The 14,626-nt window shown below is 62.4% G+C and carries 11 protein-coding genes and 2 pseudogenes; 1 reads left to right on the plus strand and 12 read right to left on the minus strand.

The window, feature by feature from the left end:
• The 5 genes and pseudogenes from BN1233_RS27160 to BN1233_RS27185 form a co-directional block, all read right to left on the minus strand.
• Window positions 1-1,035, minus strand: a pseudogene (locus BN1233_RS27160) (IS3 family transposase); the annotation flags it as partial.
• A gap of 51 nt (window positions 1,036-1,086) precedes the next feature.
• The gene (locus BN1233_RS27170) at window positions 1,087-1,533 is read right to left on the minus strand and encodes a nuclear transport factor 2 family protein (RefSeq protein ID WP_046866763.1); all 447 of its coding nucleotides are present in this window, start codon (window positions 1,531-1,533) and stop codon (window positions 1,087-1,089) included.
• Window positions 1,534-1,933: 400 nt separating this feature from the next.
• Complete coding sequence (locus tag BN1233_RS27175; protein ID WP_046866764.1) at window positions 1,934-2,440, minus strand: antitoxin Xre/MbcA/ParS toxin-binding domain-containing protein; 507 nt, start codon at window positions 2,438-2,440, stop codon at window positions 1,934-1,936.
• A gap of 510 nt (window positions 2,441-2,950) precedes the next feature.
• Window positions 2,951-3,169 (minus strand): hypothetical protein, encoded by a 219-nt coding sequence (locus tag BN1233_RS27180; RefSeq protein ID WP_046866765.1) that lies wholly within the window; start codon window positions 3,167-3,169, stop codon window positions 2,951-2,953.
• The gene (locus BN1233_RS27185) at window positions 3,166-5,331 is read right to left on the minus strand and encodes an AAA family ATPase (protein WP_048710287.1); all 2,166 of its coding nucleotides are present in this window, start codon (window positions 5,329-5,331) and stop codon (window positions 3,166-3,168) included. The genes BN1233_RS27180 and BN1233_RS27185 overlap by 4 nt, the downstream gene beginning before the upstream one ends.
• A gap of 448 nt (window positions 5,332-5,779) precedes the next feature.
• Between BN1233_RS27185 and BN1233_RS51200 the strand changes: the two are divergent.
• A pseudogene (locus BN1233_RS51200) lies at window positions 5,780-6,002 on the plus strand (IS701 family transposase); the annotation flags it as partial.
• 232 nt (window positions 6,003-6,234) lie between these two features.
• Here BN1233_RS51200 and BN1233_RS27190 read toward each other — a convergent pair.
• The 7 genes from BN1233_RS27190 to BN1233_RS27220 all read right to left on the minus strand — a co-directional run bounded on the left by BN1233_RS27190 (window position 6,235) and on the right by BN1233_RS27220 (window position 14,444).
• Entirely contained in the window at window positions 6,235-6,963 is a 729-nt protein-coding gene (locus BN1233_RS27190) for an amino acid ABC transporter ATP-binding protein (RefSeq protein ID WP_046866766.1), read from the minus strand.
• A 17-nt stretch (window positions 6,964-6,980) separates the two neighbouring features.
• Entirely contained in the window at window positions 6,981-9,920 is a 2,940-nt protein-coding gene (locus BN1233_RS27195) for an FAD-dependent oxidoreductase (protein ID WP_046866767.1), read from the minus strand.
• Between the two features lie 7 nt (window positions 9,921-9,927).
• Window positions 9,928-11,088 (minus strand): M20 family metallopeptidase, encoded by a 1,161-nt coding sequence (locus tag BN1233_RS27200; protein WP_046866768.1) that lies wholly within the window; start codon window positions 11,086-11,088, stop codon window positions 9,928-9,930.
• A 19-nt stretch (window positions 11,089-11,107) separates the two neighbouring features.
• Window positions 11,108-11,998, minus strand: coding sequence for a 4-hydroxy-tetrahydrodipicolinate synthase (gene dapA, locus BN1233_RS27205; protein WP_046866769.1), 891 nt, complete (start codon window positions 11,996-11,998; stop codon window positions 11,108-11,110).
• A 43-nt stretch (window positions 11,999-12,041) separates the two neighbouring features.
• Entirely contained in the window at window positions 12,042-12,737 is a 696-nt protein-coding gene (locus tag BN1233_RS27210) for an amino acid ABC transporter permease (RefSeq protein WP_046866770.1), read from the minus strand.
• 62 nt (window positions 12,738-12,799) lie between these two features.
• Complete coding sequence (locus tag BN1233_RS27215; RefSeq protein ID WP_046866771.1) at window positions 12,800-13,630, minus strand: ABC transporter substrate-binding protein; 831 nt, start codon at window positions 13,628-13,630, stop codon at window positions 12,800-12,802.
• 181 nt (window positions 13,631-13,811) lie between these two features.
• Window positions 13,812-14,444 (minus strand): GntR family transcriptional regulator, encoded by a 633-nt coding sequence (locus BN1233_RS27220; protein WP_046866772.1) that lies wholly within the window; start codon window positions 14,442-14,444, stop codon window positions 13,812-13,814.
• Window positions 14,445-14,626: the final 182 nt, after the last annotated feature.

The raw sequence follows: 14,626 nt of genomic DNA on the forward strand, positions 1-14,626 counted from the left end.
AGTGGCGCCTCCAGCTTTCGATCACGATCTGGGCCTCCTTGAGGGTGTAGAAGATCTCGCCATTGAGAAGCTCATCCCGGAGCTTCGAGTTGAAGCTTTCGCAGTAGCCGTTCTCCCATGGGCTGCCCGGCTCGATGTAAGCCGCCTTCGCGCCGACTGCGCCAATCCAGGCCCGAACCGCTTGGGCCACGAACTCGGGACCGTTGTCGGACCGAATATGTCCAGGAACGCCGCGTAGGATAAACAGGTCCGAGAGCACGTCGATCACATCGACGGCCATGAGCTTTCGGCTGACCCGGATTGCCAGGCACTCTCGCGTGTACTCATCGATCACGTTGAGCAGGCGGAATTTGCGCCCGTCATGCGTGCGATCCTCGACGAAGTCATAGGACCAGACATGGTTGGGATATTCTGGTCGCAGCCGGATGCAGGATCCGTCATTGAGCCAGAGCCGCCCTTTCTTCGGTTGCTTTTGTGGGACTTTGAGCCCCTCCTGCCGCCAGATTCGCTTGACCCGCTTCTCGTTCACTCTCCAGCCGGCCTCCCGTAGGAGAGCGGTGATGCGCCGATAGCCGTAGCGGCCATACTGAAGAGCAAGGGCGATGATGTCGGCCGTCAGAGCCGCCTCATCATCCGGTGTGGTCGGGATCTTGCGCTGCGTGGACCGGTGCTGGCCGAGAACCCGGCAGACCCGTCGCTCGGACAGGCCCAGTTCGGCCCTCACGTGATCCACACAGGCGCGGCGGCGGGCGGGGCTCAGAAGTTTCCCTTGGCGGCCTCTTTCAGGATCATCTTGTCGAGGGTGAGGTCCGAGACCGCGCGACGCAACCGGGCATTCTCAGCCTCGAGTTCCTTCAAGCGCTTGACCTGGTCACACTTGAGCCCGCCGTATTCCTGACGCCAGCGATAATACGTCACCTCCGTCACGCCGATCGAGCGGATCGCCTCTGCAACGGTCCGACCCTGTGCCGTCAGCACATCGACCTGCCGCAGCTTCGCAACGATCTCTTCTGCCGTGTGTCGCTTCTTGCTCATCCTCTCGTCCTCCACTCGGCTCAAAAGCCATACATTAGGGAGGACCACTTCTCAGGGGGCAGGCCACTTTAGCTTGAACGTAGTGGCATCCATGACGAGCCGGCGGTGAGCGAACTTCCAACGGCCGTTCTCATTCACGATCCGATCTTCATAGACGCCGCAGTCGGCGATCGCTGGCAATTCGGAAGGGCTCCCGTTGAAAGCTAGAAGATAGCATCGACCGCGGACCGACCCGTCCGCCATCTTTTTAAGATGGATGCTCCCATTCCAGCCATTGACAGCCTCCCAGACCCGAAGATCCCCGCCTGTCGCAATCGCTCCGTTGCGGAAGGTCAGCATCGCGAACCGCCAGTGACCGGTTTCATCCGGTACCAGCACGTCGATCGCAGCATTGGCAGCCCCGATTAAGGTCGTCCGCTGCACAATCGTGGTGCTCATGGATGTGCCGAGCCGGCGCCGACGGACGCCCTCGCTCGTCAGCAGGCTCTTCAGCGCCAACCTGCTCCTCACTGAACAACTTACCCGCAGTGCCGAGGAGTTCTTGCTTGCGCTGGTCCGCCGCCGAGACAAGGTCCTGCACCTCCCGTTCACTTACCAAGCCATCTTTCATCACCGCCGAAGCTTCCACTCCAAGTCAGTCAGGCCACCGTCTTCGCATTCAACCCGTATCAGGCCGCAAGGGCATGGTCGGCGGGGCTGAAACCGCTCCCTGCTGCCAATGCTCGCAGGTTTTCACGACTGCAGCGAGGACAGCTTCCTATTCGCTCAGGTGCTTCCCTGTTATTCGGCGATCTTTGCTCCCGAATGCCGGACCGCCCTGCCCTCTGGTGCGCAGCGACAGCTTCAATGGTGGCTTCCTGGATCGCGCTCGCGAGCTGCCCGGTCAACGTGTGAGCGGTCACGCGTAGACGCCGGACTCGATCCGGCCGAGCAGCGTGAGGACCCGGTCTGTCTTTCCTCGGGAAATGACATCCAGAGGGGTGGCCTGCAGCACCGGGTTGTGCTCGACCAGCCAGATCGCTCCCAGCTCACCAAACACCTGCTCGGTCCGCGCGATGACTGCGGCGATCTGGGGCCCGGATCCTTTGAGCGCCCGGAGCTGCGCGATCTTGCCCTCGAGATGAACGATCGCCTGCTCGACCAGGCGGTCGGCTTGCGTCGCCCCCTCGGGGATGAACTGAAGATCAGCGTCGGTGTAGGGTTTGAAGTTGCGGTCAATCTCATTGGGCGGCGGCTGGGCTCCACTGCGCAAGAACCGCAGGAGCTCGAGTTGACCCTCCTCGGTCGCCAGGAACTCGCCCGGGGGACGGCCCCCGAACCACTGGTGAGGCGCCTTCAGAAAGTCCTCCGGGTCATCATAGAGCCCCTCGATGAGGGCACGGATCTCGTCGGTCCTCTGGGTCATGGGCATAGTCCTAGCAACTTGGCAACGATCTGCTCCAGGCTGAATCTCGTCTCCGGCATGCGAGACTTCATTCCTCCAAGTTAAGCCTCTCAATCGACTCGGTCCAATTCCACCAGTCAGGTCACCTGTCACCGGCGATCACCGGAGCATCGGCATCTTTGGCTTACGGAATGGAGACCGTGTCGTGGATGTTGAGCAAGCATCCGATGTGCCGGCAGCTTGGCCCCATCTCCGCAAGAGGAGGTCGGAAATGGCAACTCGCATCGTGAAGTTTCCGCTTTCGCGACGTCTCTCCCAAGGGGATTTGCTATCTATGTGTGCGCGGCATGGGCTGCTTGCTGTGTGCTCCTCGATCTTCGGCTCGCTCACCAACCCTCATAGAATTGGGGAGCCAGCGTGCTCGCAATCACCATCCTCGCCCAATTTAGACCTGATGAGGCAGGTGTTCTATTGCACCTGCTGCAAAACGGCAGACGCCCACGGGTGCACGCAGGCGTCTCTGAACCATCGCTATCGATGCCAGTGGTGATCCTCTGGCCCGTCCTTGAGCCGTTCGAATGCGGCTCTCTTCCGGACTATCCTGGCGAGCGGGCCAATGATGGCGTAGCGTTCCACACGAAGCACTGACGCGAGCTGATCGATCGCCTCGGCGAGATCCTGAAATCTCACGTCGGGTCCAGGGCTTCTGTCCTGGTCAAGCACATCGGGCTCCTGATCAATCCGGATCATGCGCTCTCTCCAATCGATCTCTCTGGGGCGGTCTCGACGCCGTTTGGTGAGGATGAAAGTTGGAAGTCACCGGGCAGTTGCACGAGAGCTTCGACCTCCTCACCCGAAAGATATCCGGCTTTCTCCAAGGCCACGGCGACCCGTTCGAGTTCGGCCCTGTGCTCGCTCAGGATCGCCGTCGCGCGTTCAAAGGCATCGTCGAGCCGCGCCTTCACGGCTGCGATCAGGCCAGGAATGCGCATGAGGGCGTCGGGCACTCCTTCGTCGATGTAGACGTTCCCGATCAGGCCAAGACCGTAGCGAAGCTCAATGGACCGGGCGATGTCGGTTGCCCTCCCGAGATCGGAGTCCGGGATCAGGCCCGCGCCGATGCTGACGTTTCCGAGAACGAGCCGCTCGGCGACACGGCCCGCGAGAAGCAACGTCATCATTCTTTCGAGCACCGGCAGCGTGGCGGCTCCATCGAGGCCTCCCTCTATGTCGGTGAAACCGCCGCTGTCGTGCAGCGACACGCCAATCAGGGAGCCGATGCCGAGAATTCGGCTCACCACTACGTGGCCCGCCTCGTGGATCGCGATGCGGCGTCTGACCTCCGGCGTCATCGGCTTCTGGTTGGCCCTGATTTCCGCCATCAAGTCGTCCAGCCGCAGCGGACGCCTTGCACGACGCGCTCCCCCTTTGGCCCGACGCACGACAGCCTCGACATCGGCACCGGTCGCCCCCCGTGCGGCAAGAGCCAGCGGCAGGAGATCGACGCCCTCGAGATCAGCGCCAACATGATGGCGAAAGATCCGCGCAAGCGTCGGGATGTCGGGCTTGCCAATGGCGATCTCCCGGTCGAGGCGTCCCGCCCTCTTGACCGCGGCATCGATCTTTTCGGGAAAGTTCGTCGCCGCTAGCACGACCACTCCGGGGCGCTCGTCGACCCCGGCGAGGAGCTCAAGAAGCAAGTTCACGATTTGCGTCCAGTACTCGACGTAATCGCCTTGCAGCCGCGCGCGATCCGAGATGCCGTCGAGCTCGTCGATGAACAGGATGCAGGGTGCGAGGCGGCGCGCCTGGGCGAAGGCATTGCGGATCGCCTGAAGGGTTCCCGACAGATACTGGGCGGCGTTCCAGTCGGCGACGCTGGTGGCGACGAGCGGCACCCGCGCGGTTTTGGCGAGGGCTCTTGCATATTGCGTCTTGCCCACGCCGGGCGGACCGGAGAGGAGCAGGCCCTTGTGATCGACAGCGGACCACTCGATCCGCCCGGCCTTGAGGTCGGCCAGATCGGCAGCGAGCTCGAGCCCCCAGGTCTTGGCCTCGCCATAGCCGTCGAGATCCTCGAGCGAGGGTCCCTCGCCGAGATAGTCGGTCTTCTTCGAGACGGTGGCCTCGAGCAGCGCAACACAGTCGTCGGGCGTACGGTCGGCGCGCAGCGCCAGCGGCAGGTCGGCCACGTCCAGGATCCGCAGGATGTCGGGATCGATCGGTCGGGTCGGCGTCTGTCCCGTGACGGCCTCGATGACGAGGCGCAACCCGCTCTCGTCAAGCTGTGGCAGGGAGAGCCGGTATTCGGCGGTCCGCATCATGTCACGGGGCAGATGACGGCGCGGATCCGGGGCGATCCCGATGATCGGCAGACGCCGGTGCAGGGCCAGCGCCACGAGATCATTGTGGGTGTCCGGCTTGTCGTCCTTGCCCGTTCCGTCACGGGCGAGCAGGAAAGCCGCGTTCGGCAGGTGACGATCTCTCAGGTCGGTCCCGTAGACATCCGTGTCGGCAGGCAGCGCGCAGGTTTCCACGACCATCTTGGTCGTGGCCACGACATCCGGAGTATGCGTGGCGAGGACAACGACCGGTGCCTCGCGACGCAGCTTTTTCGTCAGGCCCGGCTCGGCCTCGATGGCGCGGGCGGTCAGGACGGCCACTGCCGCGAGATTGGGGCGCAGGGATGCCGCAGCTTCGGGGCTCGAGGGATCGGAGAGATCGTCGAGCAGCTGCTCGATCGGATCGTCCGGGTCCTTACCCGACCGGAGCATCGGCTTGGTCCGGGCGCCCTCCTCGCGGGCCAGGATGTCGAGGAAGGCCCGGGCGAGAAGATCCGAGCCCTTCCCGCTGTCCTGGTGCGGTGCGCTCGTCTTCGACGAACGCAAGCTCTGCGTTCTTTTGCGCGGCATGGTGATCTCCTTCGGGCGCGTGTGCGCCCGCTTGCAATGTCAGGGATAAGGAGGTCACGACGCGGCGCGCCGGCCGAAGGCCGCGAGAAGCAGGCGTCGGGTTTCAGAGGATCACGCCCGTCATGCGTGATCGGCCCTGTTTAGAACGAAACAGGAACATTGGCAAGAGCCACACCGGCTCACCTGCCATCGACTGCTGATCAACGTCTGATAGAGTTGTGCGGCCACTTTCGGGCCCAAGGCGGCCGCTCGGGACGATCACGCCACGGCTTGCACGGCGGCAGGACCTACACAGCCATTCTTTTGCTCAACGGAGCCAACCAGCATGAACCAGTGCCGGTCACGTCTTCGCCATCAGATATTTTCGTCGCCGATATCAGCGTACCAGGTCACCCACCATACCGAGGGAAGATCACGCCTGAAAATCGACCTCACTCGCAAGGAGGAACGCGGTCTCTTGATTACGTGCAGTCTCACAGATCAGGACCTTGCGTTCTCGACTTGGTGCCCGACCGGCATACTAATGGATACCCTAGTGCGCAGTGAGAGCCATCGCGGATGCGTTCGAGATCACTCAAACCGGGCTCGCGCATAACGAGACCCGCTCGTGGCTCGGCGGGCACCAACATGTGTCGCTGGTGATGCTGGCGTTTGCCATAACGGCCGTGGTGCACCACGCTGATCGGTTGAGCTCACCCCAACAAAGTAGCAAGTGCATCAGACTGCAGCGCTGGTGCGATGGTCTGTCCAGGAAAACTGCCACGTGGCCACTCGCCTGCAGCAGCGCTGGACCGAGCCTGCTTTTGTGATCGCCTGGTCGGGAGGGCAACGGACCCATCAGGCGGTTCGGCAACCCTCATAGCGCAAACGAGCACTCCACAAGCAAAAGGCCCAACTGGAGCGCTAGTGATTCAGAATCTTGCTCAGGAAGGCTCTCGCCCGGTCGGTTTTGGGATTCTCGAAGAAATCGCCCGTCGCCCGATCCTCGACGATCTGACCATAATCCATGAAGACTACGCGATGGGCAACCCGACGAGCGAAGCCCATCTCGTGAGTCACGCACATCATGGTCATGCCCTCGCGCGCGAGTTCGGTCATAACGTCGAGGACCTCATTGATCATCTCCGGGTCGAGCGCGGACGTTGGCTCGTCGAACAGCATTGCAATTGGATCCATAGCGAGTGCCCGTGCGATCGCGACGCGCTGCTGCTGGCCGCCTGAGAGCTGGCCCGGGTATTTCGCAGCCTGCGAACGCAGCCCTACCCTCTCGAGGAGCGCCATACCTTTCGCCATTGCCTCGTCGCGGCCGCGCCCGATGACTTTTTCCTGTGCGAGTGTCAGGTTATCGATGATCGAGAGGTGCGGAAAAAGTTCGAAACTCTGAAAGACCATTCCGACACGGGAGCGCAGCTTCGGTAAGTCTGTCGCTGGATCGCCAAGCGAAGTCCCATCGATAACGATTTCGCCTTTTTGAAAGTTCTCCAGGGCATTGACACACTTGATCAGGGTCGACTTGCCTGAGCCAGATGGGCCACAGATCACGACCACTTCCCCCTTGGCAACGGAGGTGCTGCAGTCTTTCAGGACTTGAAAGTCCTTGTACCACTTACTGACGTGTTGGATGCCGATCATAATGTACCTGCTGACAACTACGCCCCGAAGCGGGCCACTGTGAAAGCGCTGATGTCGCGTTCGGCACGACCTTGAAGAATGAGCTCGGCCGTGGTCAGTCCCATGATGGGGCCAAGTGTATAGCCGTTTGACGTAACGGCATTGTAGAATCCGGGCGCAGCCGGATGCTCACCCAAGATCGGTGCTCCATCGATATTGATGTTCATCGCTGCCCACGTGCGCAGGACGTGGAGCTTGCGCAAGGCAGGCAGCACGCGCTGCGCCACCCAGAGATTACCCTCGATACTCGCTCGCAGAGGGCGAGGCTGCTGATGGACGGCATCGAGGCCTGCAGTCCAGCCGCCCCCGATGATAAAGTTGCCGTTCGCAGCCTGCTTGAGCGTCAGGTGCCGGTCCGCGTGTGCCACAAGGCGCGAGACAAGCGGTTCAACGGCTTCGGTGACGATCATCTGCAGGGGTGCGCCGAACACGGGTAGGTCAAGTCCAAGCATGGAACCAATCCGCCCCGCGAATGAGCCGGCCGCGTTCACGATGCGTCCGGCGCGGATCGTCCCGCGTTGCGTGTCGATTTCAAAGCCGGGGGCGTTGCGGCGGATCGCCCGGACCTCAGTGTCTGCGACGATCCGTGCCCCTCTTGCAAGCGCCGCATCCAGGATCCCCTGCGTAGCGATGAGCGGGTTAATCTTGCCCTCCTGAGGACAATAGGCTGCGCCGATAAACCGTTTGTCGAGTGCTGGCTCCAGTTGGCGTAGCTCGGCTGCGTTAATGACTCCACATTCGATGCCTTGCTCGCGTTCGGCACGCGTCTTCGCGTGCAGGAAAGCGAGGTCCCGTTCGGTCTCGGCGACCATCACGCCACCGGTGACTTTGATCTCAAAATCCGCCTCGAGTTCCATCTCGAGCCGGCGCCACAAATCGATCGCCTCGAGTTGAAGCTTCAACGTGCGCACAGCCGGTGTACCGCCTGCCTCGGCTTTGCTGCCGTAATCAAACGACAGAAGTTGGGCGTGCAGGCTGCCTGCATTGCCGCCGGAGGCGAGGCTATTTGGCTTGCCTCGGTCGATGACCACGACCTCGCGCCCGGCCCGCGCCAGAAATAGGGCAGTCGAGAGCCCGACTATCCCGGCTCCGATGACCACAGTATCGGCCTGGTTTATTGGCAGAGACTCGCCCTTGGGAGAATCACAATCCGGCAGGAGAGCCCGCTTGTGCCCGCCCCATTCCGGCTTCTCGACGGCGAGTGCGGCGAGCGGTGTCGGGCGCAGAGGCACCTGCGGTGCCAAGAAACCGAGTTCCGTGGCAGGAGTTGTGCCCTCGACCAGTTCATGCAGTCGGGGTGCGCAATAGCGGCCCTGACAGCGGCCCATTCCTGCCCGCGTCAAGCGCTTCAGGGTAGGAACGTCGGTGACCCGTGCATTGGCAATGATTGCCCGTAGCCTGCCGAGCGTCACGGCCTCGCAACGACAGACAGGCGTTTCGTCGTCTGTACAGGACAGCCCCAGATCCGGTGCCGCGAAAAGCCGTGCAAGTCCGGACTGAAAGCGCCGATGGCGGGCAAGCATGCGGCGGGTTCGAGCTGTATTGCCGGGTACCGATAGATCGAGTCGACGCGATGCTTCCGCCGCGGCGAGTCGCCCTTGCGCCATTGCAATGTGCGCGCCACCGAAGCCGCCCGCCTCACCAACGACAAACACGTCGGGGAGAGAGGTCGAACCATCGTCGCCGCGTTCGACCTCGGGATGTGGAGATCCGGAGGAGACAGAGCGGTGCCGGCATCCAAGCAATCGGGGCAGTTCACTCGAGGGCAGGAAGCCGTACCCCACGCAGACAGCATCTGCCTCGAGGGCGACGTCCCGCCCCTCGAGCGGAGTCCCGTCGGGCCCGAGCAGGGACAAGATCGCCCGTTCCGCCCGTCCATCACCATCGATCCGCCGCAGCACGTGTCCCCACAGAACAGACGTGCGCGCTTGCGCGAGTCGCCCAACGAGGCCCAATCCCAATGCCGCAAGCTGTGGCGCGGCCAGCCATAGGCCGAGAGACTGTATTGGCCGGGTCCACGGCGCCGGTGCGGCTTCAGCCACCGCCACCACCTCCGCCCCGCCGCGCAGGAGTTCGGCGGCGACCTGTAGATTGAGGGGGCCATTGCCGGCGACCAGCACTCTCCGGCCGGGCGCCACGCCGTAGCTGCGCACCAACGTCTGGCAGGCCCCGGTGGTAATGACACCGGGGAGTGTCCAGCCCGGCACCATGTGGGGTCGCTCGTAGGCTCCCGTCGCGATGATCAGCATGCGGGGGCGCACGATCTGGACCTGGCCGTGCCGGACGGTCGCAAGCTCGATCCCACCCTCCGGATCCCGGAACGCGCCCCAGACAAGTGCCTCGTCAGCGAATTCGACCCCCAGCGCCTGTGCTCGCGCGATCAGGGCTGCACCATCGCGAGTCTGCCGGTCGACGCCACCTGAGAGAATCGCGGCGGCGGAGGCAGGCTGCTTGAAGAATTGTCCACCCGGTGCTGGCCGCTCGTCGATAACGAGCACCGAAGCGCCAGCACGTCTTGCCGTCTCGGCTGCCGTAAGCCCCCCAGGTCCAGCGCCAACTATTGCGACATCGACACGGCGCTCAGTGGGAGAGCTTCCGGGTACCTCTACAAGATCAGTAAGATCGCTGGAGAGGACGAGGCAGCCTGCACTCTGGCGGGTCACGCGCATACCCTCACGGACCTTCGTCATGCAGGCACGCTGACTCGCTCTGCCGTCAATAGTGACTAAACAGTCGTGGCAAACTCCCATGCCGCAAAACACGCCGTGCGCGACGCCGTCCTTTCCGCGGCACAGTGCGACTTCGCCATGCGCGAACAGAGCCGCGGCAACGCTCTCGCCGTCTATCGCCGCGAGCGGCCTTCCCTCGAAAACGATGGTCGGGCCGCCGCGGTTGGGATTGCGCGTTTGCAGGCGCATCGACGCGTCAGTCCCGCCAGCCGAGGAGCCGCTCGACGAGTGCGAGGTGGATCGCGGCGCTCGTCTCGAGCTCGGAAGCCAAGACGAACTCGTTCGCAGCATGGCCCTCCGAGCCGCCGCCCGGGCCGAAGTTGACGATCTCGATGCCATCCTCGGCAAAATAGCGCCCGTCGCTTGCCCCGATCGCAGTCCCGAACCGGGCCGGCTCGCCTGTCACCTGCTCGACGGCCCCCGCCAGCGCGGCCACGAGCTCTCCGTCCGCGGCCGAGGCGAAGCCGTTGGTGCCGCGCATCAGCTCGGCCGACCAACTCCCCTCCGGCTCCCCAGACGCCCGGAGCGTCTCGACGATCTCGGCATAGGCCCGTTCGACGCTCTCGCTCGGCAGAAGGCGGCGGTCGATCTCGAGCCGGCAGCGGCTCGGCACCACGTTGGTGTTCGAGCCGCCCTGAAGCTGGCCGAGATTGACGGTCGAGCGCGCTTCGCCCTCGCGCCGGGCGGCAATGCGGGGGAAGAGGTCGCGCTGCAGGCAGGCGATCAGCCGGAGCATGCGCTCAATGGCGTTATCGCCGGTCTCGGGCGCGCCAGCGTGCGCGGCCCTGCCGGTGGTCTCGACCGCCACCCACATGACGCCCCGCTCGGTGGTGATCAGCGCGTTGGAGGTCGGTGCACCGAGGCAGAGCATGGTGGGCTTTACGAGGCCAGCCTGGCGCAGATAGGCCATGCCATGCGGCCCGAGGCTCTCCTCGTCGGTCACGAAGGTGAAGGTGACTGTGCCACGCCGGGGCCCGCCGCGTTTGGCGATCTCCTCAGCGAGCCACAGATGCACCGCCATGCTGCCCTTGCAGTTCGAGGCGCCGAGCCCGTAGAGACGGTCGCCGTGTGCCGTGAGCACGAAGGGATCGGTACGCCAGTCGCCGCGGTCGCCGACCCCGACGGTGTCGACATGGGCGTTGAAGACGAGATGAGGCGTGCCCTCGCCGATCGAGGCCACGATGTTCTCGAGCCCGTCGACCTCCTTGTGCACGCCAACACGGTAGCCGAGGCGGGTGAGCTCGGGGGCGATTTCGGCGCAGAGCCGCGTCGTGTCGCCCGGCGGATAGGCAGTCGGGATCGCGACCAACTGGCCCAGCCAGGCAATCAAACGCGCGCGATCAGAAGCGACAGGCATTGCATTCTCCAGGAAAGATTCAATGTCCGAAGCGAAGGTCAAAGCGCTCAACGAGATTCCTCAGAGCATCATGCGACTCGCGTGGCAGCGGCAGCCGCGGGGGGCGCGGCGGGCCAGCTTGGAAACCCATGTGGTGGAGCAAGGATTTGGTGCCTGCAACGTAGCGGTGACCACCTACGGCCTCGATCAGTGGCAGCCAGCGGAGGTACAGTTCCCGCGCCTCCTGGATCTTATCTTCATCGACGACGAGCTCGAACAGGCGGGCCAGCGGTTTCGGAGCAACATTCGAGGCCACGGCTACCCAACCCTGCGCCCCCTCGACAAAGGACTCAAACCCGAGAATACCACCGAAAACACTCATTCGATCGCCGCACAACCGGATGATATCACGCACGCGCGTCACCTCGAGCGTGGACTCCTTGATGTAATTGCAACCATCAATGGTCGCGAGTCGCGCGACAGTTTCCGGCTTGAGGTCGACATTAGCGGTCGCCGGGTTGTTATAGATCATGATTGGAATCGAGATCGCATCGGCAACAGTCTTGTAGTGATGGTAGAGTTCGTCCTCCGTTGGTGTCGAATAGAATGGTGGAATAATCATCACACCGTCGGCACCGAGGGACTCGGCCTGTCGACTCAAGCGCACCACCTCACGCGTATCCTCAGCGCCCGTGCCGATCAGGATCGGCACCCGGCCGGCAGCGGCGCGGATGACCGTCTCGGCCACCTGCATCTTCTCGTCATCAGACAGCGAGAGGAACTCGCCAGTCGATCCGAGTGGAATCAGGCCGTGGATACCCTGCGTAATTTGCCATTCGGTGAAATCGCGAAGACCCTTCGCATCAACGGCGCCGCTGGCGTCGAAGGGAGTGATCATGACCGTGTAGGTGCCGCGAAAAATCTTGGCCATAACTGCTGTCCGTTCCAAGCGCTGAAGGAAAAGAAGGTGACGATTAGCGCTGCTCAGTAGAGGCTGCGGTCTGCTCGTACGCACGACCAAACTTGCGCTCGATCCGCCGTTGCACGAAGTCCCAGGCAGTCGTCATTGCAAGATAATAGATTGCTGCAACCGCGAAGAGCTCAAGAACCATGAATTTCTCTTGGATCAGTACCTGCGTGCGGCGCAGAAGCTCCTCCATGGAAATGACGGACGTAACCGAGGTGGTCTTGAGTAAGCCATTTACGGAGTTGCCAAGTGGGGGCACGATGATCCGCAATGCCTGTGGCATCACCACATAGCGCATGATCTGGCCATCGCGCATACCGAGGGCCCGCGCAGCGTTCACCTGCCCACGCGACACCGCTGTGATACCGGCCCGTACAATCTCGGAGAGATACGCTGCCTCGTTCAGTGCCAAGCCGATCAGAGCCGACTCGACCACCGAAAGCTTTACGCCGAATTGGGGCAGGCCGGTGTAGATTACGATCAGTTGAACAAGGAGCGGGGTACCACGGAACAGCCACACATAGAACGATGCTGGTGCAGCCACGATCCGGCTCTTCGACAGCCGCATCAGCGCGAGCGCAAAGCCAAGCAAGAGGCCGGCCGTAATCGAAAATGCCGTCAACCAAAGAGTCGTAACTGCACCGAGCAGGATGTACTCATTCGTCAGATAGTCGAAAAAACCGGACCAGTTCCAAATCTGCATGGCGGCTCTCTTGTGGGCGGCGCAGAGCTAAGCCCTGCGCCGTTTGCGTCCTGGCTCGATTCTCAGGCTGCCGGTCCCTTGATAACGAGGTCGCCCCCGGCGGGTACGACGCCATAACTGTTGAAAAGCTTCTCGAAGGAGCCGTCGCCCTTCATCTCGTTCAGGACTTTGAGCGTCTCCTCGGCTAGTTGCTTATTGCGAAATGCCAGCGCGACTGGCGTCGGGAACAGACCCGACAGCGCGCGCGTGAAATCACCCCTATCCTGATACTCCTTGGCGACACCGTCGATCGAGACGACCGCCTCGAGCTGACCGGCGCGGAGGGCTTGATAGGCGGTAGCGAAATTATCGAAGGTGCGGATCGTCATTCCCGCAAGCCCCTTCTTGCGAAGGTCGGCATCGAGATCCTTGATTTTGCGCTCCTCGAAGCCTCCGATTTCGACTCCGACGGTCTTACCGGCAAGATCCTCCGGCTTGGTCACCTTGCCGGCATCCTTATTGGCAATGGAGATGCTGATTGCCTGACTCTCGTAAGGAATCATGAACATCATCTTTGCCCGCTCTTCGGTAAAGAAGATGCCGGTATTGATCATATCCCATCTGCCAGCCTGCAGGCCGGGCACCATCGCCGAGAACTCGATCCGGACATACTCGGGCTTAAGGCAGAGGCGCTTCGCGATTGCCTCGCCGAGTTCGACTCGCATGCCCTTGAGTTCGCCCTGCTGGTTGATGAACTGCAACGGCGGCAACGTTGGGTTCGTCGACATGATGAGCGCGCCGGGCTTTACGAGGGCACTGTCCGGGACCCTCGGCTTACAGTCTTGAGCCCAGGACGGGCCAACGAGAATGGCGGCAAGTCCGCCAAGCAGGACCGAACGGTTGATCGCTTTCATGTCTTCCCTCCAGTTAGTGACCGCCGAGCGGCCCGGTTCGCATGTCCGGCGGGACGAGGTCCTGGCTCAATCTCTAACGCAACGGCTCGGCATTCCGTTGGTATACCATTTAAATGCATAATGCGCGCTGTTGCGCAAGCGCTAACCTGCTCTATGCGTCGGGAGTGAACGCGAGTGCCGATCAGTAGCCGTCGAGAATGCGCTTACGGACCTGTCGAATGTGCTCAGCCATAGCATCACGGGCTTTGTCCGGTTTTCTGGACGCCAAGGCGCTGAGAATGCGACGATGGTCCTCGACTCCGGGCTTGTAGCGCATGGGTACCGTCTGGCGCTCGAAAATCTTCGTATACCGGCGCATGTCGCGGATCATCTTGGCAAGGAACGGATTCCCACTCCGTTCAGCGATCATCTCGTGCAGACGATCATCGCAGGCCCAGTGCATGTCCGGTGATGGTTGTTCGGTATGCTCCAGAGCAGCAAGCCGGCTCTCCAGATCCGCAAGGTCGTCGGGCGTGACCTGCCGGACCGCCAAGGCGGCGGCTTGCGGCTCAATCATGGCACGCACATCCAAGCTATGGAGATAGTCCTGGAGTGTGATGACGCGGACGGCCAGCAGGCGTTGAGTGAGGCGAACCAGCAGACCTTCGCCCTCAAGGCGCCCGAGGGCATCGCGCATCGGCGTCCGTGAGATGCCCATGGATTCGGCGAGCTTGCGTTCCTGAATGACCGACCCGCCCGGCAGCTCGTGCGACAGAATCCTATTAAGAACCGTGCGATAGGCGTTGTCTGCCAGCTTTTCGGTCTCACTCTCCATGTTCACCTCGCAACGTCACGCCCTGCCCTGCTCCTCGGAAGACGCGAGCCTACTATAAGGAATTCGAGCCATCACACCGATGACGGGCTTCCTATTGCGTGCAGTTTGTATACGATATCGCGCAACCTGGGTATGAGAGAGTGATGCAGAAGTTTGATGCCCTCATCCGCGGCGGCACGGTC

The organism is Microvirga massiliensis, from assembly GCF_001006805.1.
Taxonomy (GTDB): Bacteria; Pseudomonadota; Alphaproteobacteria; order Rhizobiales; family Beijerinckiaceae; genus Microvirga; species Microvirga massiliensis.

Bases quoted from the DNA above. Each gene is read 5' to 3' on its own strand.
- BN1233_RS27175 (WP_046866764.1), bottom strand. From the start codon at position 2,440: ATGACCCAGAGGACCGACGAGATCCGTGCCCTCATCGAGGGGCTCTAT.
- BN1233_RS27180 (WP_046866765.1), bottom strand. From the start codon at position 3,169: ATGATCCGGATTGATCAGGAGCCCGATGTGCTTGACCAGGACAGAAGC.
- BN1233_RS27185 (WP_048710287.1), bottom strand. From the start codon at position 5,331: ATGCCGCGCAAAAGAACGCAGAGCTTGCGTTCGTCGAAGACGAGCGCA.
- BN1233_RS27190 (WP_046866766.1), bottom strand. From the start codon at position 6,963: ATGATCGGCATCCAACACGTCAGTAAGTGGTACAAGGACTTTCAAGTC.
- BN1233_RS27195 (WP_046866767.1), bottom strand. From the start codon at position 9,920: ATGCGCCTGCAAACGCGCAATCCCAACCGCGGCGGCCCGACCATCGTT.
- BN1233_RS27200 (WP_046866768.1), bottom strand. From the start codon at position 11,088: ATGCCTGTCGCTTCTGATCGCGCGCGTTTGATTGCCTGGCTGGGCCAG.
- dapA (WP_046866769.1), bottom strand. From the start codon at position 11,998: ATGGCCAAGATTTTTCGCGGCACCTACACGGTCATGATCACTCCCTTC.
- BN1233_RS27210 (WP_046866770.1), bottom strand. From the start codon at position 12,737: ATGCAGATTTGGAACTGGTCCGGTTTTTTCGACTATCTGACGAATGAG.
- BN1233_RS27215 (WP_046866771.1), bottom strand. From the start codon at position 13,630: ATGAAAGCGATCAACCGTTCGGTCCTGCTTGGCGGACTTGCCGCCATT.
- BN1233_RS27220 (WP_046866772.1), bottom strand. From the start codon at position 14,444: ATGGAGAGTGAGACCGAAAAGCTGGCAGACAACGCCTATCGCACGGTT.